The 20937-nt window shown below is 66.2% G+C and carries 29 protein-coding genes; all 29 read left to right on the top strand.

Annotated elements, in window-relative coordinates:
* The first annotated feature begins 1 nt into the window (after position 1).
* The 29 genes from NFR49_RS08515 to map all read left to right on the top strand — a co-directional run bounded on the left by NFR49_RS08515 (position 2) and on the right by map (position 20895).
* Complete coding sequence (locus NFR49_RS08515; RefSeq protein WP_251159199.1) at positions 2-4432, top strand: DNA-directed RNA polymerase subunit beta'; 4431 nt, start codon at positions 2-4, stop codon at positions 4430-4432.
* Between the two features lie 250 nt (positions 4433-4682).
* Entirely contained in the window at positions 4683-4898 is a 216-nt protein-coding gene (locus NFR49_RS08520) for a helix-turn-helix domain-containing protein (RefSeq protein ID WP_168354118.1), read from the top strand.
* 222 nt (positions 4899-5120) lie between these two features.
* Positions 5121-5489, top strand: a complete 369-nt coding sequence (gene rpsL / locus NFR49_RS08525) for a 30S ribosomal protein S12 (RefSeq protein WP_135978855.1) — start codon at positions 5121-5123, stop codon at positions 5487-5489.
* A gap of 37 nt (positions 5490-5526) precedes the next feature.
* Entirely contained in the window at positions 5527-5997 is a 471-nt protein-coding gene (gene rpsG / locus NFR49_RS08530) for a 30S ribosomal protein S7 (protein WP_251159200.1), read from the top strand.
* A gap of 24 nt (positions 5998-6021) precedes the next feature.
* Positions 6022-8118, top strand: coding sequence for an elongation factor G (fusA, locus tag NFR49_RS08535; protein ID WP_251159201.1), 2097 nt, complete (start codon positions 6022-6024; stop codon positions 8116-8118).
* 48 nt (positions 8119-8166) lie between these two features.
* A complete protein-coding gene (gene rpsJ / locus NFR49_RS08540; RefSeq protein WP_135978852.1) occupies positions 8167-8481 on the top strand; it encodes a 30S ribosomal protein S10 in 315 nt (104 codons plus the stop codon).
* 272 nt (positions 8482-8753) lie between these two features.
* Entirely contained in the window at positions 8754-9374 is a 621-nt protein-coding gene (rplC, locus tag NFR49_RS08545) for a 50S ribosomal protein L3 (protein ID WP_251159202.1), read from the top strand.
* Between the two features lie 45 nt (positions 9375-9419).
* Positions 9420-10049: a 50S ribosomal protein L4 gene (gene rplD / locus NFR49_RS08550; RefSeq protein ID WP_251159203.1), complete on the top strand. Its 630-nt coding sequence runs from the start codon at positions 9420-9422 to the stop codon at positions 10047-10049.
* Positions 10049-10345, top strand: a complete 297-nt coding sequence (gene rplW, locus NFR49_RS08555; protein WP_204406482.1) for a 50S ribosomal protein L23 — start codon at positions 10049-10051, stop codon at positions 10343-10345. The genes rplD and rplW overlap by 1 nt, the downstream gene beginning before the upstream one ends.
* A gap of 153 nt (positions 10346-10498) precedes the next feature.
* On the top strand, positions 10499-11332 hold the full coding sequence (gene rplB / locus NFR49_RS08560; RefSeq protein WP_135978848.1) for a 50S ribosomal protein L2: 834 nt from the start codon (positions 10499-10501) through the stop codon (positions 11330-11332).
* Between the two features lie 30 nt (positions 11333-11362).
* Complete coding sequence (gene rpsS, locus NFR49_RS08565) at positions 11363-11620, top strand: 30S ribosomal protein S19 (RefSeq protein ID WP_135978847.1); 258 nt, start codon at positions 11363-11365, stop codon at positions 11618-11620.
* Positions 11621-11638: 18 nt separating this feature from the next.
* A complete protein-coding gene (gene rplV, locus NFR49_RS08570; RefSeq protein WP_135978846.1) occupies positions 11639-12004 on the top strand; it encodes a 50S ribosomal protein L22 in 366 nt (121 codons plus the stop codon).
* A gap of 7 nt (positions 12005-12011) precedes the next feature.
* Positions 12012-12719 carry a 30S ribosomal protein S3 gene (gene rpsC, locus NFR49_RS08575; RefSeq protein WP_135978845.1) on the top strand — a complete coding sequence of 236 codons (708 nt, stop codon included), beginning with the start codon at positions 12012-12014 and terminating at the stop codon, positions 12717-12719.
* Complete coding sequence (gene rplP, locus NFR49_RS08580) at positions 12719-13144, top strand: 50S ribosomal protein L16 (protein ID WP_135978844.1); 426 nt, start codon at positions 12719-12721, stop codon at positions 13142-13144. The genes rpsC and rplP overlap by 1 nt, the downstream gene beginning before the upstream one ends.
* Before the next feature lie 5 nt (positions 13145-13149).
* Positions 13150-13359 carry a 50S ribosomal protein L29 gene (rpmC, locus tag NFR49_RS08585; protein ID WP_135978843.1) on the top strand — a complete coding sequence of 70 codons (210 nt, stop codon included), beginning with the start codon at positions 13150-13152 and terminating at the stop codon, positions 13357-13359.
* A gap of 19 nt (positions 13360-13378) precedes the next feature.
* On the top strand, positions 13379-13639 hold the full coding sequence (gene rpsQ, locus NFR49_RS08590) for a 30S ribosomal protein S17 (protein WP_135978842.1): 261 nt from the start codon (positions 13379-13381) through the stop codon (positions 13637-13639).
* An 81-nt stretch (positions 13640-13720) separates the two neighbouring features.
* Positions 13721-14089, top strand: coding sequence for a 50S ribosomal protein L14 (gene rplN / locus NFR49_RS08595; RefSeq protein ID WP_135978841.1), 369 nt, complete (start codon positions 13721-13723; stop codon positions 14087-14089).
* A 14-nt stretch (positions 14090-14103) separates the two neighbouring features.
* The gene (rplX, locus tag NFR49_RS08600) at positions 14104-14421 is read left to right on the top strand and encodes a 50S ribosomal protein L24 (RefSeq protein WP_204406481.1); all 318 of its coding nucleotides are present in this window, start codon (positions 14104-14106) and stop codon (positions 14419-14421) included.
* 226 nt (positions 14422-14647) lie between these two features.
* Positions 14648-15214 (top strand): 50S ribosomal protein L5, encoded by a 567-nt coding sequence (gene rplE / locus NFR49_RS08605; RefSeq protein ID WP_135978840.1) that lies wholly within the window; start codon positions 14648-14650, stop codon positions 15212-15214.
* 57 nt (positions 15215-15271) lie between these two features.
* Positions 15272-15457, top strand: a complete 186-nt coding sequence (locus NFR49_RS08610) for a type Z 30S ribosomal protein S14 (protein ID WP_135978839.1) — start codon at positions 15272-15274, stop codon at positions 15455-15457.
* A 100-nt stretch (positions 15458-15557) separates the two neighbouring features.
* On the top strand, positions 15558-15956 hold the full coding sequence (gene rpsH, locus NFR49_RS08615; RefSeq protein WP_135978838.1) for a 30S ribosomal protein S8: 399 nt from the start codon (positions 15558-15560) through the stop codon (positions 15954-15956).
* Positions 15957-15981: 25 nt separating this feature from the next.
* Positions 15982-16518, top strand: a complete 537-nt coding sequence (rplF, locus tag NFR49_RS08620) for a 50S ribosomal protein L6 (protein WP_251159204.1) — start codon at positions 15982-15984, stop codon at positions 16516-16518.
* Between the two features lie 67 nt (positions 16519-16585).
* Entirely contained in the window at positions 16586-16954 is a 369-nt protein-coding gene (gene rplR, locus NFR49_RS08625; protein WP_135978836.1) for a 50S ribosomal protein L18, read from the top strand.
* Between the two features lie 12 nt (positions 16955-16966).
* Complete coding sequence (gene rpsE, locus NFR49_RS08630; RefSeq protein ID WP_135978835.1) at positions 16967-17488, top strand: 30S ribosomal protein S5; 522 nt, start codon at positions 16967-16969, stop codon at positions 17486-17488.
* 2 nt (positions 17489-17490) lie between these two features.
* Entirely contained in the window at positions 17491-17676 is a 186-nt protein-coding gene (gene rpmD / locus NFR49_RS08635) for a 50S ribosomal protein L30 (protein ID WP_135978834.1), read from the top strand.
* Positions 17677-17686: 10 nt separating this feature from the next.
* Positions 17687-18127 carry a 50S ribosomal protein L15 gene (rplO, locus tag NFR49_RS08640; RefSeq protein ID WP_135978833.1) on the top strand — a complete coding sequence of 147 codons (441 nt, stop codon included), beginning with the start codon at positions 17687-17689 and terminating at the stop codon, positions 18125-18127.
* A 2-nt stretch (positions 18128-18129) separates the two neighbouring features.
* A complete protein-coding gene (gene secY, locus NFR49_RS08645; protein ID WP_135978832.1) occupies positions 18130-19419 on the top strand; it encodes a preprotein translocase subunit SecY in 1290 nt (429 codons plus the stop codon).
* Positions 19420-19463: 44 nt separating this feature from the next.
* Positions 19464-20090, top strand: a complete 627-nt coding sequence (locus NFR49_RS08650) for an adenylate kinase (protein WP_251159205.1) — start codon at positions 19464-19466, stop codon at positions 20088-20090.
* A 16-nt stretch (positions 20091-20106) separates the two neighbouring features.
* Positions 20107-20895, top strand: coding sequence for a type I methionyl aminopeptidase (map, locus tag NFR49_RS08655; RefSeq protein ID WP_251159206.1), 789 nt, complete (start codon positions 20107-20109; stop codon positions 20893-20895).
* Positions 20896-20937: the final 42 nt, after the last annotated feature.

Consider the following 20937-nt stretch of genomic DNA (forward strand, 5'->3'; position numbering starts at 1 on the left):
TGTGGCAGATTTCGACACCACTGATTTCGACGCCATCAAGATCTCCCTGGCCTCTGCCGAGCAGATCCGTTCCTGGTCCCACGGCGAGGTCAAGAAGCCCGAGACCATCAACTACCGCTCGCTGAAGCCCGAGCGCGACGGCCTCTTCTGCGAGAAGATCTTCGGGCCCTCCAAGGACTGGGAGTGCGCCTGCGGCAAGTACAAGGGCATCCGCTTCAAGGGCATCGTCTGCGACCGCTGCGGCGTCGAGGTGACCAGCTCCAAGGTCCGCCGCGAGCGCATGGGCCACATCGAGCTCGCCGCCCCCGTGAGCCACATCTGGTACTTCAAGAGCCCCACGAGCTTCCCGCTCGCCCGCATGCTCGACATGAAGTCCAAGGACCTCGAGAAGGTGCTCTACTTCGCGAGCTACGTCATCACCAAGGTCGACGTGGAGGCCCGCGAGGCCGACGCCACCGACCTCAAGGAGGAGCTGGCCGCCGACCTCGAGCAGCTCGACGCCGAGCGCGACGAGCAGATCGCCCGCATCCGCGAGCAGGGCGAGGGCGGCGAGGACGAGTTCGGCGACGTGGAGCCCATGTCCGCCGACGAGATCCGCGCCGAGATCGCCGACCTCGAGGAGGAGTACGCCGAGGAGAAGCAGCTCCGCACGGACGCCTTCGACAAGTTCATGACCGTGGCCAAGGGCGAGCTCATCGCCGACGAGGCTCTGTTCCGCGAGATGAAGAAGTACTACTCGCTGTACTTCGACGGCGGCATGGGTGCCGAGGCCGTGCGCGACCTGCTCGCCGACATCGACCTCGCCGCCACCGCCAAGGAGCTGCGCGCCATCCTCGAGAACGAGAAGGGCCAGAAGCAGCGCCGCGAGAAGGCCGTCAAGCGCCTTGAGATCGTCGAGGCCTTCATGGAGGGCGGCAACGACCCCACCAACATGATCCTGGACGTCATCCCGGTCATCCCGCCCGACCTGCGCTCCATGGTGCAGCTCGACGGCGGCCGCTTCGCCTCCTCGGACCTCAACGACCTCTACCGTCGCGTCATCAACCGCAACAACCGCCTCAAGCGCCTGCTCGACCTCGAGGCCCCCGACATCATCGTCAACAACGAGAAGCGCATGCTGCAGGAGGCCGTCGACGCCCTGTTCGACAACGGACGCCGCGGGCGCCCCGTCACCGGCCGTGGCGGCAGGCCCCTCAAGTCCCTCGCCGAGACCCTCAAGGGCAAACAGGGCCGCTTCCGCCAGAACCTCCTGGGCAAGCGCGTCGACTACTCCGGCCGCTCGGTCATCGTCGTCGACCCCCAGCTCAAGCTGCACCAGTGCGGCCTGCCCAAGACCATGGCCCTCGAGCTGTTCAAGCCCTTCGTGATGCGCCGCCTCGTCGAGCTCGGCAAGGTGGAGAACATCAAGGGCGCCAAGCGCGCCATCGACCGCTCCGAGCCGGGTGTGTGGGACGTCCTCGAGGAGGTCATCTCCGACCGCCTCGTGCTCCTCAACCGCGCCCCCACCCTGCACCGCCTGTCCATCCAGGCGTTCGAGCCCGTGCTCATCGAGGGCAAGGCCATCCACCTGCACCCGCTCGTCTGCAAGCCCTTCAACGCGGACTTCGACGGCGACCAGATGTCGGTGCACGTGCCGCTGTCCACCCAGGCCCAGACCGAGGCCCGCGTGCTCATGCTGTCGTCCAACAACCTGCGCACCCCCGCCTCCGGCAAGGTGCTGACGGTGCCGTCCCAGGACATGGTCTTCGGCGTGTACTACCTCACCACCGAGCACGAGGGTGCCGCGGGCGAGGGGAGGGCCTTCGCCGACTTCGACGACGTCATCTCCTCCTACGACGCCCATGCCGACCTCGACATCCAGGCCAAGGTCTTCGTGCGCGTGGGGCCCGAGGACGCCAACATCCAGACCGAGGACGACCGCCTGCTCTTCCGCGTCATGGACTCCAAGGACTCCTACACCGACTACGACGTCACCGACGGCGCGGTCCGCGTGGAGACCACGGCCGGCCGTGTGATCTTCAACCGCCAGTGCCTCCCCAACGACTACCCCTTCATCAACTACAAGATGGTCAGCTCCGACATGGGCCGTCTGGTCAACGACTGCTGCGACCGCTACCCGCTGGCCGACGTCGAGCCCATCCTCGACGCCATCAAGTACGCGGGCTTCCACTACGCCACCCGCGCCGGCCTGACCGTGTCCGTCTGGGACGCCGTCATCCCGGAGGAGAAGGAGAAGATGCTGGCCGACACGCAGATCGCGGTCGACACCATCAACGAGAACTACGAGATGGGCTTCCTCTCCGAGGCCGAGCGCCACACCGAGGTCGTCAACGCCTGGACCTCCTGCACCGACGAGCTCGGCTCGGTCATGCTCAAGGGCTTCTCCGAGGACAACCCCATCTACATGCTGGCCGACTCCGGCGCCCGTGGCTCCAAGACCCAGCTGCGCCAGCTCGCCGGCATGCGCGGCCTCATGGCCGACATGTCCGGTGACACCATCGACCTGCCCATCAAGGCCAACTTCCGCGAGGGCCTGCGCCCGCTGGAGTACTTCATCTCCACCTACGGCGCCCGCAAGGGTCTCGTGGACACCTCGTCGCACACCTCCGACTCCGGTTACCTCACCCGCCGCCTGGTGGACGTGGCCCAGGACGTCATCGTGCGCGAGGCCGACTGCGGCACGGCCGAGGGCGTGACCTACAACCTCGTGCTCCCCGGCACCGACGACCTCAACGTCGACCTCGTGGGCCGCTGCGTCCTCGACGACGTCGTGGCTCCCGAGACCGGCGAGGTGCTCTTCCAGGAGGGCGACTACATCGAGTCCGTGGACGACATCCGCTCCATGGTGGACGCCGGCCTCAAGAAGGTCGAGCTCCGCGCCCTGCTCACCTGCCGCTCCAAGTATGGCGTCTGCCAGAAGTGCTACGGCTGGGACCTCTCCACGCGCCGCCCGGTGAACATCGGCACGGCCGTGGGCATCATCGCCGCCCAGTCCATCGGCGAGCCCGGCACGCAGCTGACCATGCGTACCATCCACTCCGGCGGCGTGGCCGGCGCCGACGACATCACCCAGGGCCTGCCCACCGTCGGCCGCATGTTCGACGTCGTCGGCAACGTCAACGAGAAGATCCTCGGCCGCGAGGCCGACCTCGCCCCCTACTCGGGCCTCCTGCACATCGTGCCCGAGCAGAACGAGTACCACATCACCATCCTCGACTCCGACGACCCCAGCCGCGTGCTGTCCACCAAGGACGTCCCGGCGTCGGTGCGCTTCATGCCGGGCATCGAGGACGGCGCCACGGTGCGCGCGGGCGACCAGCTCACCCACGGCTTCGTGAACTTCCGCAACCTGCGCAAGCTCACGGATATCGAGTCCACCATGCACACCTTCGTGGAGTCGGTGAAGTCGGTCTACACCTCCCAGGGCGTCGACCTCAACGACAAGCACATCGAGGTCATCGCCCGCCAGATGCTCCGCCGCGTCCAGGTGACCAACCCCGGCGACTCCAAGTACCTCCTCGGCCAGTACGTGGACCGTTACGAGTTCGCCGACAAGGTCAACGAGATCGCCCTCGAGGGCGGCACCCCGCCCGAGGCCGAGCCCGCCATCCTCGGCACGCTCAAGGTGGCGAGCTCCATCGACTCCTGGCTGTCCTCCGCCTCGTTCATCCGCACGGCCGGCGTCCTCACCGAGGCCGCCATCAAGGGCGAGGTCGACCACCTCATGGACCTCAAGAGCAACGTCATCGTGGGCAAGCAGATCCCTGCCGGCACCGGCCTCAAGGCCTACCGCGACGTCGAGCTCACCTACCACGGCGAGTCCATCGACCACCCCTCCTCGCCGCTCGACAAGTCGCTGCCCGAGTGGGCCCCCGACGAGCTCAAGAGCATCGAGGAGCAGCTGCCCAAGCAGCTCGAGTGGGCCGGCGACGACTACTACCCCGGCGTGTACTCCAAGAACGGCCGTACGCTGTCCTCCGAGGACGCCAAGCTCTACCTCTTCGACGACCTCGGCGTGTCCCAGCGCTGGACCAACAAGTTCAGCGAGGTGGGCATCGAGACCGTCGGCGACCTCATCGGCAAGACCGAGGACGACCTGCTGCGCATCGACGGCATCGGCGCCAAGGCCATCGAGGAGCTCCGTGCGGGCCTCGAGGAGCGCAACCTCCTCTACCTGCTCCAGCCTGAGGACGACGACGCCGCCGACGTCGACGAGCTCTCCCAGCTCCTCAACATGGTGTTCTCGCCCGACGCCGACAACGTCATGCTCGGCACCGCCGCGCCGTCCACCCACCACGGGTTCGACGACGAGCTCATCGGCGGCACCGCGAGCGACAACGTCAACCCCGCCGCCATCAACGAGGACCTCAACTCCCTCGACGACATCCTCACCCAGGTGGCCCACCAGGACGAGATGCTGGGCGGCGAGTAGGGGAGTCATAACAGCTTTCTGCTTACAGCTTTCTAGTAATTAAAGGAGCCGGTTTCTTTAAGGACCGGCTCCTTTTTGTGTTCCGTTTACGGTGTCGACACATTTGATGGACCGGGGAGTAATGGGGGAGGGGCGCTGGGTACCCAACCAACAGTGTTCGTCACATCGATATGGGGGCCGACCGCCATCGGACTGGGAGACCGTCTCCCCAATGCGGCACCCCCGGACCAATGCATTGTTGGGGTGGATTATGCAGCCAGGAGCTCAGAGGAATTCCTACACCTATGAGACCAAGCTCAAGGCGGTCGAGGATCATCTCGACCGTGGCATGACGGCAAGCGACGCCATGCTCTCCCACGGCGTCGCCAGCAAGAGCGCCTTCTTCCGTTGGTGCGCCGCCTACCGCGACGGCGGTGCCCAGGCGCTGAGGCCCAAGAAGCGCGGTCGTCCCCGCAAGAACGGCTAAGCGAGCGGCTCTTCCCGAGGGGCCCTCCCGGACTGTCCGGGAGGGCCCCTTCGCTGTGGGATGGAGGCCGGGTGGAATGGGATACGCCCGGCCACGTGGACAATTGACAGCGAGAAAACACCGGCATAATATCCCGTCTTGCGCCGATCCAGGCGATGTTGTGCTGCGTCGCCTCTACATATGGTCGATGTGAGCCTCAAACAGGTACGAAGGAGAGAAAACTTGCCTACCATCAACCAGCTGGTCCGCCAGGGCCGCAAGAGCACCAAGGCCAAGTCCCAGAAGCCGGCCCTCAAGGGCAACCCCCAGAAGCGCGGCGTCTGCACCCGCGTGTACACCACCACGCCCAAGAAGCCGAACTCGGCCCTGCGCAAGGTGGCCCGCGTGCGCCTCGTCAACGGCATCGAGGTCACGGCCTACATCCCCGGTGAGGGCCACAACCTCCAGGAGCACTCCATCGTCCTCATCCGCGGCGGCCGCGTGCGCGACCTCCCCGGTGTTCGCTACAAGATCATCCGCGGCGCCTACGACTGCGCCGCCGTGCAGAACCGCAAGCAGTCCCGCTCCCGCTACGGCGCCAAGCGCTCCTAGCCTCAAGCCCTGAAGATCAGCACGTAAGGAGAAACACATGCCGCGTCGTGCAGCAGCGAACCGCCGTGAGGTCACCCCTGACGCCGTCTACAACAACCGTCTCGTGACCCAGCTCATCAACAAGGTCCTCCTCGACGGCAAGAAGTCCACCGCCGAGCGCATCGTCTACGGCGCCTTCGACCAGGTGGCCGAGAAGACCGGTCAGGACCCGCTCGCCGTGTTCAAGAAGGCCATGGACAACGTGCGCCCGACCCTCGAGGTCAAGCCCAAGCGCGTGGGCGGCGCCACCTACCAGGTGCCCATGGAGGTCAACTCCCGTCGCTCCACCACCCTCGCCATCCGCTGGATCGTCGGCTTCTCCCGCTCCCGCAAGGAGAAGACCATGGCCGACCGCCTGGCCAACGAGATCATCGACGCCTCCAACGGCGTGGGCGCCTCCGTCAAGAAGCGCGAGGACGTCTTCAAGATGGCCGAGGCCAACCGCGCCTTCTCGCACTACCGCTGGTAAGCCGCGCTAAGGGAGAACACCGCAATGGCCAAGAGCAAGTACAACCTCAAGAACATGCGCAACATCGGCATCATGGCCCACATCGATGCCGGTAAGACCACCACCACCGAGCGCATCCTCTACTACACGGGCAAGACCCACAAGATCGGCGAGGTGCACGACGGCGCCGCCACCATGGACTGGATGGCCCAGGAGCAGGAGCGCGGCGTGACCATCACGTCCGCCGCCACCACGTGCTTCTGGAAGGACCACACCATCCAGATCATCGACACCCCGGGCCACGTGGACTTCACCTCCGAGGTCGAGCGCTCCCTGCGCGTCCTCGACGGCGCCGTGGCCGTCTTCGACGCCGTGGCCGGCGTGCAGCCGCAGTCCGAGACCGTGTGGCGCCAGGCCTCCACGTACAACGTCCCGCGCATCGCCTTCATCAACAAGTACGACCGCGTGGGCGCCGACTTCTTCAACGCCATCGAGACCATGAAGGACCGCCTGTCCGCCCCCGCGGTGGCCGCCCAGGTCCCCATGGGCGCCGAGAACGACTTCTGGGGCCTCATCGACCTGGTCACCATGACCGCGTGGGACTTCAAGGAGGACGCCAAGGGCATGATCTACCCCGAGGCCCTCGATGAGATCCCCGCCGAGTTCGTCGAGCTCGCCAACGAGAAGCGCACCGAGCTGGTCGACGCCGCCGCCGACTACTCCGACGAGCTCATGGAGCTCGTGCTCGAGGACGAGGAGATCCCCGTCGACGTCCTCAAGGGCGCCATCCGTGCCGCCACCCTGGGCAACGCCATGAACCCGGTCTTCGTGGGCTCCGCCTACAAGAACAAGGGCATCCAGGAGCTCCTCGACGCCGTCATCGACTACCTGCCGAGCCCGCTCGACGTGCCCCCCGTGGAGGGCTTCAACCCCAAGAACGGCGAGACCGAGGTCCGCAAGCCGTCCAACGACGAGCCCTTCAGCGCCCTCGCGTTCAAGATCATGACCGACCCCTACGTGGGCAAGCTCACCTACGTCCGCGTGTACTCCGGTACCGCCGACGCCGGCAGCTACGTCTACAACTCGGTCAAGGAGGACCGCGAGCGCTTCGGCCGCATCCTCGAGATGAACGCCAACGACCGCGTGGACCGCGAGTCCTGCTCCACCGCCGACATCGTCGCCGTCGTGGGCCTCAAGAACACCACCACCGGTGAGACCCTCTGCGACCAGGCCCACCCCATCGTGCTCGAGTCCATCGAGTTCGCCGAGCCCGTCATCGACGTCGCCGTGGAGCCCAAGGACAAGGCCAACCAGGACAAGATGTCCGTGGGCCTCGCCAAGCTCGCCGAGGAGGATCCCACCTTCAAGGTGCACACCGACCACGAGACCGGCCAGACCATCATCGCCGGCATGGGCGAGCTGCACCTCGAGATCATCGTCGACCGCCTGCGCCGCGAGTTCAAGGTCGAGTGCAACGTGGGCAAGCCCCAGGTCGCCTACCGCGAGACCGCCGGCAAGCCCGTCACCCACGCCGAGGGCAAGTTCGTCCGCCAGTCCGGCGGTCGCGGCCAGTACGGCCACGCCATCATCGACATCGAGCCCACCGAGCCCGGCAGCGGCTACGAGTTCGTCAACGCCATCGTCGGCGGCGTGGTGCCCAAGGAGTTCATCCCCTCCATCGACAAGGGCATCCAGGAGGCGCTGCAGTCCGGCGTCATCGCCGGCTACCCGGTCGTGGACGTCAAGGTGACCCTCACCGACGGCTCCTACCACGAGGTCGACTCCTCCGAGGCCGCCTTCAAGATCGCCGGTTCCATGGCCATCAAGGACGCCCTCAAGAAGTCCAACCCCGTCCTGCTCGAGCCCATCGAGGCCGTCGAGGTCGAGACCCCCGAGGAGTACATGGGCGACGTCATGGGCAACCTCTCCAGCCGTCGCGGCAAGATCGAGGGCATGGAGGACCGCCGCAACACCAAGGTCATCAAGGCCAAGGTGCCCCTGGGCGAGATGTTCGGCTACGCCACCGACCTGCGCTCCCAGACCCAGGGCCGCGCGAGCTACACCATGCAGTTCGCCGAGTACGAGCCCGTCCCCAAGAACGTTGCCGACGAGATCGTCAGCAAGGCCGGCGGAAACGCCTAGTCACCAAGCCCGCGAGCATTCCGCCCGCCCATCGATGGAGGTACCACGTTGTCTAACCAGAAGATCAGGATCCGCCTCAAGGGCTTCGACCACGAGGTCGTCGACCAGTCCTCCCGGCAGATCGTCGAGACCGCCCAGAAGACCGGCGCCCGCGTCTCCGGCCCGATCCCCCTGCCCACCGAGCGCAACCTCTACTGCGTCATCCGCTCGCCGCACAAGGACAAGGACTCCCGCGAGCAGTTCGAGATGCGCACCCACAAGCGCCTCATCGACATCCTCGACCCCCCGAGCGAGACCGTCGACTCGCTGATGCGCCTCGACCTCCCCGCCGGTGTGGAGATCGACATCAAGCTCGACGCTTAAAGCCAAGGCAGCCGAAGGGGGCTGGGCCACGGGCCCAGCCCCCTTTCCAAGGCCCGCCCTTCCCGTTTGGTTCTTCCTCTGGGGAGAATCTATGAAATGGGGAAGGCGGACCCTATACTATTCAGGCTGCAATTTGGGGTGTTCTGTGCCGAGACCCATACCACGGGGTCGGGCGTATCCCAAAGAGCGGCGACCCGTAGGATGTGGTCCTCTGGGAACGGGGGCATGCGGTCCCCGTGCCGTCCCATGACCACCGAAGGTAAGGAACAGGAATGGTCAGCACGATTCTCGGCCGCAAGCTCGGGATGACGCAGGTCTGGGACGAGGAGGACAACGTCGTCCCCGTCACCGTCATCCAGGCCGGCCCCTGCGTCGTCTCGCAGGTCAAGTCCGAGGCCACCGACGGCTACGACGCCGTCCAGATCGGCTTCGGCGACATCAAGGCCTCCCGCGTCAACAAGCCCATGAAGGGCCACTTCGCCAAGGCCGGCGTCGAGCCCATGCGCTACCTGCGCGAGGTCCGCGTGGACAACGCCGCCGACCACAAGGTGGGCGACGTCGTGAGCGTGGCGGACTTCGAGGGCGTCAAGAACGTGGACGTTACCGGCACCTCCAAGGGCAAGGGTTTCCAGGGCACCATCAAGCGCTGGAACTTCGCCTGCGGCCCCATCACCCACGGCTCCCGCAACCAGCGCCGCCCGGGCTCCATCGGCCAGTGCGCCTACCCCGCCCGCGTGCGCAAGGGCCTGCACATGGCCGGCCACATGGGCCACGAGCGCGTCACCGTCAAGAACCTCAAGCTGGTGCGCATCGACGCCGAGCAGAACCTCATGCTCGTGAAGGGCGCCGTGCCCGGCCCCAAGAACGCCTTGGTCCAGATCCGCATGGCCTAAGGGCCTTCGAACGTTCTCACCCTCAGGCTCACAAGGAGAATCCAGATGTCCAACATCGAAGTCAAGAATGCGGAGGGCGCCTCGGTCAAGACCGTCGAGCTCGATTCCCGCGTGTTCGGCATCGAGCCGAACATCCCGGTGGTGCACCACGTGGTGGTCAACTACCTGTCCTGCCTGCGTCAGGGCACCCATGACACCAAGGGCCGCTCCGAGGTCTCCGGCGGCGGCAAGAAGCCGTGGCGCCAGAAGGGCACCGGCCGTGCCCGTCAGGGCTCCATCCGCGCCACCCAGTGGGTCGGCGGCGGCGTGCCCTTCGGCCCCACCCCGCGCTCGCACTACAAGCGCACCAACAAGAAGGAGATCAAGCTGGCCATGCGCTCGGTCCTCTCGGGCAAGCTGGTCGACGGCGAGCTCTTCCTCGTCGACTCCATCGACTTCGGCGACGAGCCCAAGACCAAGAAGGCCAAGGCCCTCCTCGAGTCCCTCGGCATCGCCGACAAGCGCGTGACCGTCGTGGTGGGCAACGACGACATCGTCGAGATGATCTCGTTCCGCAACCTCCCCAACGTCCGCGTCCTGGGCGTCAACGAGGCCAACACCCACAACCTCATCGACAACGGCGCCCTCCTCATGACCGAGGCCGTCGCCAAGACCCTCGAGGAGGCTCTCGTCTAATGAACTCCGTCTACAACGTCATCATCCGCCCCATCGTCTCGGAGCGCACCTTCGACCAGATGGGCGACAACAAGTACACCTTCGAGGTGGCCGGTGACGCCGCCAAGCAGGAGATCGCCAGCGCCGTGGAGCAGATCTTCAACGTGAAGGTCGTCAAGGTCAACACCATGTGGGTCAAGCCCAAGAACAAGCGCGTGCGCTACGCCCAGGGCAAGACCCGCCGCTGGAAGAAGGCCATCGTCACCCTCGCCGAGGGCGACACCATCGAGATCTTCGGCCAGCAGGTCGCAGAGTAGTCCTCTGATGAGGCCCGGGCCCCGTCGCGGGTCCGGGTCGGTGCCGCAATGGATACGCGCGGTACCGTGGTAATCCGGCGTCGTCCCGGTCCCGGCGTAAAGCCGATCCCTGGCCGGGGCGGCCATCGGACATATTCGAAAGGGAACATCACCATGGGAGTCAAGCATCTCAAGCCGACCAGCGCGGGCAGGCGTTGGCAGACGGTCTCGGACTTCTCCGAGATCACCTGCACCACGCCCGAGAAGTCGCTTCTCGAGCCCCTGCCCAAGAAGGCCGGTCGCAACAACAACGGCCGCATCACCACCCGTCACCAGGGCGGCCGCGTCAAGCGCAAGTACCGTCGCATCGACTTCAAGCGCAACAAGGACGGCGTGCCCGCCAAGGTCGCCACGATCGAGTACGACCCCAACCGCTCGGCCCGCATCGCCCTGCTGCACTACGTCGACGGCGCCAAGGCCTACATCCTGGCCCCCAAGGGCCTCAAGGTGGGCGACACCGTCATCTCCGGCCCCGGCGCCGACATCAAGCCCGGCAACGCCCTGCCGCTGTCCGAGATTCCCGTCGGCACCCTGGTCCACGCCATCGAGTTCCAGCCCGGCAAGGGCGCTGCCATCGCCCGTTCCGCCGGCACCTCGGTGCAGCTCATGGGCAAGGAGGGCAAGTACGCCATCCTGCGCATGCCGTCCTCCGAGATGCGCCGCGTGCTGGTCACCTGCCGCGCCACCGTGGGCGAGGTCGGCAACGCCGACCACTCCAACATCCGCATCGGCAAGGCCGGCCGCAACCGCTACAAGGGCATCCGTCCCACCGTCCGCGGCACGGTCATGAACCCGGTCGACCACCCGCACGGCGGCGGCGAGGGCAAGAACCACACCTCCGGCCGTCCCTCGGTCTCTCCCTGGGGCAAGCCGTCCAAGGGCGCCAAGACCCGCGACCCGAAGAAGGGTTCGAACCGTCTCATCATCCGCCGTCGCAAGACGAAGTAGCGCAGTCGCGAGAAGCAGGAGCAATTACCTATGAGCAGGAGTCTCAAGAAGGGCCCGTACGTGGAGACCCGCCTCCTCCAGCGCGTCGTCGCGCAGAACGAGGCCGGCACCAAGGAGGTCATCAAGACCTGGTCGCGTGCCTCCACCATCTTCCCCGACATGGTCGGCCACACCATCGCCGTCCACGACGGCCGCAAGCACGTGCCCGTGTACATCACCGAGTCCATGGTGGGCCACAAGCTCGGCGAGTTTGCCCCCACCCGCACCTTCCGCGGACACAAGGCCTAAAAGAGGGGATAGACAAGCATGGCAAAGAGCACCACTAATCCGTCGCACGTGTCCGCGACCGCGAAGTACGTGCGCGTCGCGCCGCGCAAGGCGCGCCTGGTCGTCGACCAGATCCGCAACAAGTCCGTCGAGCGCGCCATGGAGATCCTCCGCTTCTCCGAGCGTGCCGTGGCGGTCGACGTCGAGAAGGTCCTCCGCTCCGCGGTGGCCAACGCCTACCAGAACAAGGGCTTCCGTCCCGACGACCTCGTGATCGTCGAGACCTACGTCGACGAGGGCCCCACCCTGAAGCGCATCCGTCCCCGCGCCAAGGGCTCGGCCTCGCGCATCAACAAGCGCACCAGCCACATCACCGTCACCGTCGCTCCCCGAAAGGAGGCGTAACAGATCCATGGGTCACAAGGTTTCTCCCACCGGATTCCGTCTCGGCGTCACCGAGAACTGGCGTTCTCGCTGGTACGCCGATAAGGATTACTCGGCCAACGTCGGCAACGACCTCAAGATCCGCAAGTTCCTGAAGAAGCGCCTCGAGCGTGCCGCCCTCTCCAGGGTCGACATCGAGCGTGCCGGCAACAAGGTGAAGGTGGTCATCTACACCGCCCGCCCCGGCATCGTCATCGGCAAGAAGGGCTCCGAGATCGACGCCCTCCGTCGCGAGCTCGAGAAGATCGCCGGCACCGAGAAGGGCGGCGTGTCCGTCGACGTCATCGAGGTCAAGCGCCCCGAGCTCGACGCCAGCCTGGTCGCCCAGTCCATCGCCGAGCAGCTCGAGCAGCGCATCGCCTTCCGTCGCGCCATGCGCAAGGCCGTCCAGAGCGCCCGCAAGTCCGGCGCCAAGGGCATCCGCATCGAGTGCTCCGGCCGTCTCGGCGGCGCCGAGATGGGCCGCCGCGAGTGGTACCGCGAGGGCCGCGTGCCCCTGCAGACCCTCCGCGCCAAGATCGACTTCTCCGAGGCCACTGCCCGCACCATCATGGGTGCCTGCGGCGTGAAGACCTGGATCTACCTCGGCGAGAAGCTGCCGGGCCAGCCTGCGCCCAACCCCGCGCTCGAGGGCCCGTCCCGCCCCCGTCGCCGTAACGAGAGGAGGGGCAACTAATGCTGGCTCCCAAGCGTGTTCTCCACCGCAAGGTGCAGCGCGGTTCCATGAAGGGCAAGGCCAAGGGCGGCACCAAGCTCAACTTCGGCTCCTGGGGCATCCGCGCCGAGGAGTGCCACTGGATCACCAACCGCCAGATCGAGGCCGCCCGTATCGCCATGACCCGCCAGATGAAGCGTGGCGGCAAGGTCTGGATCACCATCTTCCCGGACAAGCCCATCACCAAGAAGCCCGCCGAGACCCGCATGGGTTCCGGTAAGGGCAACCCGGAGGAGTGGGTGGCCGTCGTCAAGCCCGGCCGCATCATGTTCGAGATCGACGGCGTGAGCGAAGAGGTTGCCAAGGAGGCCCTGCGTCTGGCGCAGCACAAGCTTCCCATCCGCACCAAGATCGTCTCCCGCGCCGACCAGGCCGAGGAGGATTAACCAGTATGAAGGCCAAAGAGATTCGCGAGCTCACCGACGAGCAGCTGTCCACCAAGCTCGAGGAGGCCAGGGCCGAGCTCTTCAACCTGCGCTTCCAGATGGCCACGAGCCAGCTCGACAACACCGCTCGGGTGACCACCGTCAAGCGTGACATCGCCCGAATCCAGACCGAGATGCGCGCGCGCGAGATCGCGGCCGCCAAAGCCGCCAACTAGTCGCTAGGGGAGAAGAAACATGAGCGATTCCCGTAATTCGCGCAAGGTCCGCACCGGCGTCGTGTCGTCGATCTCCGGCGACAAGTCCATCACGGTGTCGATCACCGAGCGCAAGCCGCACCCCAAGTACGGCAAGATGATGAACGTCACCAAGAAGCTCCACGCCCACGACGAGAACAACGAGTGCGGCATCGGCGACACCGTGAGGGTCATGGAGACCCGCCCCCTGTCCAAGACCAAGCGCTGGCGCCTCGTGGAGATCGTCGAGAAGGCCAAGTAGCCACCGCCATCAGAACCCCGGCACACGTGCGTCGCACTGGTGGGCGCACCTCTGGAAACCGGCGGTACGGAGGATAGAACTATGATTCAAATGGAGACCGTGCTCAACGTCGCTGACAACAGCGGCGCGCGCAAGGTGAAGTGCATCAAGGTCCTGGGCGGCTCCAAGCGCCGTTACGCCGGCATCGCCGACGTCATCGTGTGCGCCGTCCAGGAGGCCACCCCCGGTGGCTCGGTGAAGAAGGGCGACGTCGTCCGCTGCGTCGTCGTGCGCACCGTCAAGGAGACCCGCCGCAAGGACGGCAGCTACATCCGCTTCGACCAGAACGCCTGCGTCCTGATCGACAAGGACGGCAACCCCGTCGGCACCCGTATCTTCGGGCCCGTCGCCCGCGAGCTGCGCGACCGCAAGTACATGAAGATCGTCTCGCTCGCACCCGAGACGCTGTAGGAGGTCCAGACGATATGCCTAAGATGAACGTCAAGAAGGGCGACCTCGTCGAGGTCATCTCCGGCAAGGACAAGGGCGCCCGCGGCAAGGTGCTGCGTGCGCTGCCCTCCGAGGGCCGCGTGGTCGTCGAGGGCGTCGCCATGGTCAAGAAGGCCATGCGCCCGACCCAGGCCAACCCCCAGGGCGGCATCGTGAGCCAGGAGGCCCCCATCTACGTGTCCAACGTGATGCTTGTCTGCCCGAGCTGCGACAAGGCCACCCGCGTGGGCCACGACTGGAACGACGAGGGCAAGAAGGTCCGCGTCTGCAAGAAGTGCGGCGCCCAGTTCTAAGGAACCCGGCCAGCGCCTGACAACGGGCCCCGGCGACACGGTCGTCGGGGCCCGTTTTTGTCGGATTCATTGTGTGGCGGACACGATTCTCGCGTGCCCGCCATTGACTCTGTCCTATGATTCTGAATTGCACTGTGCCGGCCCCTGGCCAAAGACCATGACCAGGGGGCGCGAGGACCCCGGAGCCATAGGACAGCCCCGCGCTTAAAACCCCAGAAGGAGAACCATGGCAGAAGAGAAGTACGTCCCCCGCCTCAAGACCAGGTACGAGGACGAGGTGCGCGCCAAGCTCATCGAGCAGTTCGGCTACACCAACCCCATGACCGTCCCGCAGATCGAGAAGATCGTCGTGAACATGGGCGTGGGCGAGGCCGCCACCGACGCCAAGGCCATCGACGCCGCCGTCGCCGACCTCCGCACCATCACGGGCCAGCAGCCCATGGTCACCCGCGCCCGCAAGTCCATCGCCACCTTCCACCTCCGTGCCGGCATGCCCATCGGCGCCAAGGTGACCCTGCGCAAGGACCGCATGTGGGACTTCCTCGACCGTCTCATCGACATCGCCATCCCGCGCATCCGCGACTTCCGCGGCCTCCCCGTCAAGAGCTTCGACGGCCGCGGCAACTACTCCCTCGGCGTGACCGAGCAGACGATCTTCCCTGAGATCGACTTCGACAAGGTCGACCACACCCGCGGCATGGACATCACCATCGTCACCACCGCCGCCACCGACGAGGAGGGCAAGGCCCTGCTCGAGGGCTTCAACTTCCCGTTCAAGAAGAACGGCAAGTAAACCAGGTTTCCATGTGTCGCCCGGCGGCTGCCGGGCCGCATTGATGAAGGAGGATTTGTGGCTAAGACTTCGATGATCGTCAAGGCCCAGCGCACGCCGAAGTACTCCACGCGCACGCAGCGCCGCTGCCAGCGGTGCGGCCGTCCGCACTCGGTGTACCGCAAGTTCGGCCTGTGCCGTGTCTGCCTGCGCGAGCTGGCGAACAAGGGCGATCTCCCCGGTGTCCGCAAGGCCAGCTGGTAAGGCTGGGGGACCTCGGAGGAGGACCCGCGAGAAGGCGTCGGCGCCACGGGTGCCGACGAACCGATCGTGGTGGTTTCATCCGTAACGAAGGAGAATCTGCATGAACGTGAACGACCCCATCAGCGACATGCTCACGCGCATCCGCAACGCGAACACCGTCGGCAAGGCCGAGGTGGCCATGCCGTCCACCAAGGTGCTCGTCGAGATCGCCCGTGTGCTCCAGGAGGAGGGCTACGTCGAGGGCTACGTGGTGAACGACACCAAGCCCCAGAAGACCCTCGTCATCACCCTCAAGTACGGGCCCAAGCGCGCCCGCACCATCAAGGGCATCAAGCGCATCTCCAAGCCCGGTCTGCGCAAGTACTCTTCCGCTGCCGACCTGCCCCGCGTGCTGGGCGGCCTCGGCACTGCCGTGATCTCCACCTCCCGTGGCATGATGTGCGACCGCGACGCCCGCAAGGCCGGCGTCGGCGGCGAGATCATCGCCTTCGTGTGGTAACCCGGCAGGACTGAAAGGAGATACCGTGTCCCGTATCGGCAAGATGCCTGTCCAGATTCCCGCCGGAGTCACCGTGGCAGTCGACAACAGCACCGTGACCGTCAAGGGCCCGAAGGGCGAGCTCACCCGCACCTTCTCGCCCCTGGTGTCCTTCAAGGTCGAGGGTGACGAGGTGCTCGTCGCCCCCGAGAACGAGACCCGCGAGGCCAACGCCCAGTGGGGTCTCTCCCGCACCCTCGTGCACAACATGGTCCTGGGCGTGTCCCAGGGCTTCGAGAAGCGCCTGCAGCTGGTCGGCGTGGGTTACCGCGCCGCCCTCAAGGGCCGCGACCTCGACCTCTCCCTGGGCTACTCCCACCCCGTCATCATGGCGGCCCCGGAGAACATCTCCTTCGAGGTCCCCGACAACACCCACATCGTGGTGAAGGGCATCTCCAAGGAGCAGGTCGGCCAGGTTGCCGCCGAGATCCGCGCCAAGCGTCCCCCCGAGCCCTACAAGGGCAAGGGCATCCGCTACGAGGACGAGCACGTGCGCCGCAAGCTCGGTAAGGCCGCCAAGTAGCGCCTGCGCCCGGTTTTCAAGTCCGCCACCCCGTCAGGTGGCGGCGTGATAGAAGGAGACTGTTTCCATGAACAAGCAGAAGGCGAAGAAGCTCGGGCTCAAGCGCCGCGAGCGTCGCGTCCGCAGCAAGATCACCGGAACCGCGGAGCGTCCGCGCCTCTCGGTGCACCGCACCAACGCCAACATCTACGCGCAGGTGATCGACGACGTCGACGCCAAGACCATCTGCACCTGCTCCACCCTCGACCCCGAGTTCCGCGCCACCGGCAAGCTGGGCTCCAACAAGGAGGCCGCCGAGATCGTGGGCAAGCTCATCGGCGAGCGCGCGCTCGCCAAGGGCGTCACCACCGTCACGTTCGACCGTGGCGGCCGCATCTACCATGGCCGCGTCAAGGCCCTCGCCGATGGTGCCCGCGCTGCGGGCCTGAAGTTCTAGGAGGTATGACAGATGGCTCGTAACCCGAAGCAGCGTGACGCCTCCGATCTCCAGGAGCGCGTCGTCTTCATCCACCGTGTGTCCAAGGTCGTCAAGGGCGGCCGCCGCTTCTCCCTCGTCGCCCTCGTGGCCGTGGGCGACGGCAAGGGCAACGTCGGCCTCGGCATGGGCAAGTCCGCCGAGGTGCCCCTGGCCATCCAGAAGGCCGTCGACGACGCCAAGAAGAACATGTTCCACGTGCCCGTCACCGACGAGGGCTCCATCCCCCACAAGGTCATGGGCCACTTCGGCGCCGGCCGCGTGCTGATCCAGCCCGCCATCGAGGGTACCGGTGTCATCTCCGGTGGCTCCGTGCGCCCGCTGTTCGAGCTCGCCGGCATCAAGAACGTCATGTCGAAGTCGCTCGGCACCACCAACGCCATGAACGTCATCAAGGCGGCGGCCGACGGCCTCAAGCAGCTTGAGAGCCCCGAGCAGACCGCTGAGCGTCGCGGCATCACCGTGGCCCAGATGTTCGGCACGAAGGAGAACTAACGATGGCCAACACCCTCAAGATCAAGCTCGTCAGGAGCGCGGTCACCCAGGTCAAGGGCGACCAGACGCGTACCGCCCGCGCCCTCGGCCTCCGTCGTATCGGCGACGTCGTCGAGCAGCCCGACAACCCCAGCATCAGGGGCATGGTCTTCAAGATCAAGCACCTGGTCGAAGTGGAAGAGAACTAGGAGTACCCCCATGCAGCTCAATGATCTCCGTCCCGCAGACGGTGCCAAGAAGAAGCGCAAGCGCATCGGTCGCGGCAACTCCTCCGGTCACGGCACCACCGCCGGCCGCGGCACCAAGGGTCAGCTCTCCCGCTCCGGCGGCGGCAAGGGCGCCGGCTTCGAGGGCGGCCAGAACCCGCTCGCCATGCGCCTGCCCAAGCTCCCCGGCTTCAAGAACCCCAACCGCGTGGAGTACGCCCCCGTCAACCTCGACCGCCTCGAGGCCAAGTTCGAGGCCGGCGACGTGGTGGACGGCGCCTCCCTCGAGGCCAAGGGCATCATCAAGAAGGCCTCCACGCCCGTGAAGGTCCTCGGCGACGGCGAGCTCACCAAGGCCCTCACCGTCAAGGTCGACAAGGTGTCCGCCTCTGCCCAGAAGAAGATCGAGGCAGCCGGAGGAAAGGTCGAGTAATCGTGCTAAAAGGTATTGCCAACGCGTTCCGTGTGAAGGAACTCCGTGACAAGATCTTGCTGACGATCGGCATCCTCGTGCTGTACCGCATCGGCGCCTACGTGCCGGTGCCGGGCATCCCCTTCGAGGGCATGCTCAACCAATTCCAGACCGCACTCGGCGATCAGAGCGCGCTCGCCCTCCTGAACCTGTTCAGTGGCGGCGCGCTCGCCCGCGTGTCGGTCTTCAGCCTCGGCATCATGCCCTACATCACGGCCCAGATCATCATGCAGATGCTCCAGGCCGTGATTCCCTCCCTCGGCGAGCTCGCCAAGGAGGGCGATGCCGGTCAGCGCAAGATCACTCAGTACACCCGCTACATCACCGTGGGGCTCGCGCTGCTCAACGCGGTGGGCTACCTCTTCCTGTTCAAGAGCGACGCCTACGGCATCAACTTCACGGGCATCCCCGCCCCCGAGTGGCTCATGGACGTCATGGTGGTCGTCACCATGCTGGCCGGCGCCATGATCATCATGTGGCTCGGCGAGGTCATCACCCAGCGCGGTGTGGGCAACGGCATGTCGCTCATCATCTTCGCCAACATCATGGCCGGCCTTCCCGCGGCCATCTTCAGCTCGGTCTCCCAGGGCGACAACGGCGCCCTCATGACCGTGCTCGTGGTGCTGGTGATCCTGGCCGTCATCCCGTTCATCATCTACATCGAGCGCGGCCAGCGCCGCATCCCGGTGTCCTACGCCAAGCGTGTACAGGGCCGTCGCGTGATGGGCGGCCAGTCCACCTACCTCCCGGTCAAGGTGAACACCGCCGGCGTCATCCCCATCATCTTCGCCTCGGCCATCCTGTACTTCCCGGCCCAGATCGCCGTGTTTTTCCCCACGGTGGGCTGGATGCAGGTCTTCGCCAACGCGGTCTCGGCCGGTTGGCTCAACTGGATCCTGTCGGTGCTGCTCATCGTCGCCTTCGCGTACTTCTACACCTCCATGGTGTTCAACCCGGAGGAGACGGCCGACCAGCTCCGCAAGCAGGGCGGCTACATCCCCGGCGTGCGCCCCGGCGCCGCCACGGCCGCCTACATCAAGGGCGTCCTCGATCACATCACCCTGCCGGGCGCGCTCTTCCTGGCCGTGATCGCGGTCGCCCCCTCGATCCTGTTCACGTTCACGTCGAACACCCTCATCCAGGCCTTCGGCGGCACCTCCATCCTCATCATGGTGGGCGTCGCCCTCGACACCCTCACCCAGGTGGAGAGCCAGCTGAAGACCCACGACTACGAGGGCCTGTTCATCCGCTAGATGCCACATCCCGGCGCCGGAGCGCCCCAACGTAAGGAGACACCATGAACATCGTTCTTCTCGGGGCGCCCGGCGCCGGCAAGGGCACCCAGGCCCAGAAGCTCGTGGAGGAGTTCGGCTTCGACCACATCTCCACGGGCGACCTGCTCCGCGCCGCCGTCAAGGCCGGCACGGAGCTCGGCAAGGAGGCCAAGGGCTATATGGACGCCGGCAAGCTCGTGCCGGACTCCGTGGTCATCGGCCTTGTCAAGGAGCGCCTGGGCACCCCCGAGGCCGCCGCGGGCTTCATCCTCGACGGCTTTCCCCGCAACACCTCCCAGGCCGAGTCCCTCGACGCGGAGCTCGCCGGGATGGGCGTCAGCCTCGACGCCGCGCTCCTCGTCTCCGTGGAGCCCGAGGTCATCGTTGAGCGCCTGAGCTCGAGGCGTACCTGCCGCACCTGCGGCTACACCGGCACCGCCGCGGACGAGACCTGCCCGCGCGACGGCGGCGAGATGTACCAGCGCGACGACGACAAGCCCGAGACCATCAAGCAGCGCCTCGACGTCTACGAGGAGTCCACGGCACCGCTCGTGGGCTACTACCGCGACAAGGGCCTGCTTCGCGAGGTGGACGGCGACCGCTCCCAGGACGAGGTCTACGCCGACGTCAAGACCCTCCTGGGCCTGTAAAGGACGCTGATCCCCCATGATCAAGATCAAGCTCCCCGAAGAGATCGAGCAGATGAAGAACGCGGGCGCCCTCTCCAAGACGGCGCTCCGCCGCGTGGGTGCGCGCATCGTGCCCGGCGTCTCCACGCTCGAGCTCGACCGCGTGGCCGAGGGCATCATCCGCATGCACGGCGGCGTGCCCGCGTTCAAGGGCTACGGCGGCTTCCCGGCCTCCATCTGCTGCTCCATCAACGACGAGATCGTCCACGGCATCCCGTCCGCGGACGTGATCCTCGAGGACGGCGACATCGTGTCCATCGACACCGGCGCCGTCCTCAACGGCTGGGTGGGGGACAACGCCTGGACGTTCTACTGCGGTACGCCCACCCCCTCCCACAAGGAGCTCTGCGAGGTCACCCGCGACTGCCTCAAGCTCGCCATCAAGCAGGCCGTCCCGGGCAACCGCCTCGGCGACATCGGCCACGCCGTGCAGGAGCACGCCGAGCGCCACGGCTTCGGGGTCATCCGCGACTACGTGGGCCACGGCGTGGGCCACGAGATGCACGAGGAGCCGAGCGTCCCCAACTACGGGCACCACGGCCGGGGTGTCAAGCTCCAGGCCGGCATGGTCATCGCCATCGAGCCCATGATCGTGGAGCGCGACTACGCCTCCCGCGTCATGCCCAACCGGTGGACCGTCGTCACCGCTGACGGCGGCTGCGCGGCCCACTACGAGAACACCGTCGCCATCACCGAGGACGGCCCGGTCATCCTCACCGAGGACGACCAGGGTCCCTGGTGCCCGATGGAGGGCGGTCAGAACTGACGCCAAGCGTGGTCATCCTGTGTGCAGGACCGCCGTCACGGG

It is taken from the genome of Caniella muris, assembly GCF_943193035.1.
Lineage (GTDB): Bacteria > Actinomycetota > Coriobacteriia > Coriobacteriales > Atopobiaceae > Granulimonas > Granulimonas faecalis.

Bases quoted from the DNA above. Each gene is read 5' to 3' on its own strand.
- rplD (WP_251159203.1), top strand. From the start codon at position 9,420: ATGTCCAACATCGAAGTCAAGAATGCGGAGGGCGCCTCGGTCAAGACC.
- map (WP_251159206.1), top strand. From the start codon at position 20,107: ATGATCAAGATCAAGCTCCCCGAAGAGATCGAGCAGATGAAGAACGCG.
- NFR49_RS08650 (WP_251159205.1), top strand. From the start codon at position 19,464: ATGAACATCGTTCTTCTCGGGGCGCCCGGCGCCGGCAAGGGCACCCAG.
- rpsG (WP_251159200.1), top strand. From the start codon at position 5,527: ATGCCGCGTCGTGCAGCAGCGAACCGCCGTGAGGTCACCCCTGACGCC.
- rplP (WP_135978844.1), top strand. From the start codon at position 12,719: ATGCTGGCTCCCAAGCGTGTTCTCCACCGCAAGGTGCAGCGCGGTTCC.
- rplB (WP_135978848.1), top strand. From the start codon at position 10,499: ATGGGAGTCAAGCATCTCAAGCCGACCAGCGCGGGCAGGCGTTGGCAG.
- rpmD (WP_135978834.1), top strand. From the start codon at position 17,491: ATGGCCAACACCCTCAAGATCAAGCTCGTCAGGAGCGCGGTCACCCAG.
- rplN (WP_135978841.1), top strand. From the start codon at position 13,721: ATGATTCAAATGGAGACCGTGCTCAACGTCGCTGACAACAGCGGCGCG.
- NFR49_RS08520 (WP_168354118.1), top strand. From the start codon at position 4,683: ATGCAGCCAGGAGCTCAGAGGAATTCCTACACCTATGAGACCAAGCTC.
- rpsH (WP_135978838.1), top strand. From the start codon at position 15,558: ATGAACGTGAACGACCCCATCAGCGACATGCTCACGCGCATCCGCAAC.
- rplX (WP_204406481.1), top strand. From the start codon at position 14,104: ATGCCTAAGATGAACGTCAAGAAGGGCGACCTCGTCGAGGTCATCTCC.
- rpsQ (WP_135978842.1), top strand. From the start codon at position 13,379: ATGAGCGATTCCCGTAATTCGCGCAAGGTCCGCACCGGCGTCGTGTCG.
- rpsC (WP_135978845.1), top strand. From the start codon at position 12,012: ATGGGTCACAAGGTTTCTCCCACCGGATTCCGTCTCGGCGTCACCGAG.
- fusA (WP_251159201.1), top strand. From the start codon at position 6,022: ATGGCCAAGAGCAAGTACAACCTCAAGAACATGCGCAACATCGGCATC.
- rplO (WP_135978833.1), top strand. From the start codon at position 17,687: ATGCAGCTCAATGATCTCCGTCCCGCAGACGGTGCCAAGAAGAAGCGC.
- rplV (WP_135978846.1), top strand. From the start codon at position 11,639: ATGGCAAAGAGCACCACTAATCCGTCGCACGTGTCCGCGACCGCGAAG.
- rpmC (WP_135978843.1), top strand. From the start codon at position 13,150: ATGAAGGCCAAAGAGATTCGCGAGCTCACCGACGAGCAGCTGTCCACC.
- rplW (WP_204406482.1), top strand. From the start codon at position 10,049: ATGAACTCCGTCTACAACGTCATCATCCGCCCCATCGTCTCGGAGCGC.
- rplE (WP_135978840.1), top strand. From the start codon at position 14,648: ATGGCAGAAGAGAAGTACGTCCCCCGCCTCAAGACCAGGTACGAGGAC.
- rplC (WP_251159202.1), top strand. From the start codon at position 8,754: ATGGTCAGCACGATTCTCGGCCGCAAGCTCGGGATGACGCAGGTCTGG.
- rplR (WP_135978836.1), top strand. From the start codon at position 16,586: ATGAACAAGCAGAAGGCGAAGAAGCTCGGGCTCAAGCGCCGCGAGCGT.
- rpsS (WP_135978847.1), top strand. From the start codon at position 11,363: ATGAGCAGGAGTCTCAAGAAGGGCCCGTACGTGGAGACCCGCCTCCTC.
- rpsE (WP_135978835.1), top strand. From the start codon at position 16,967: ATGGCTCGTAACCCGAAGCAGCGTGACGCCTCCGATCTCCAGGAGCGC.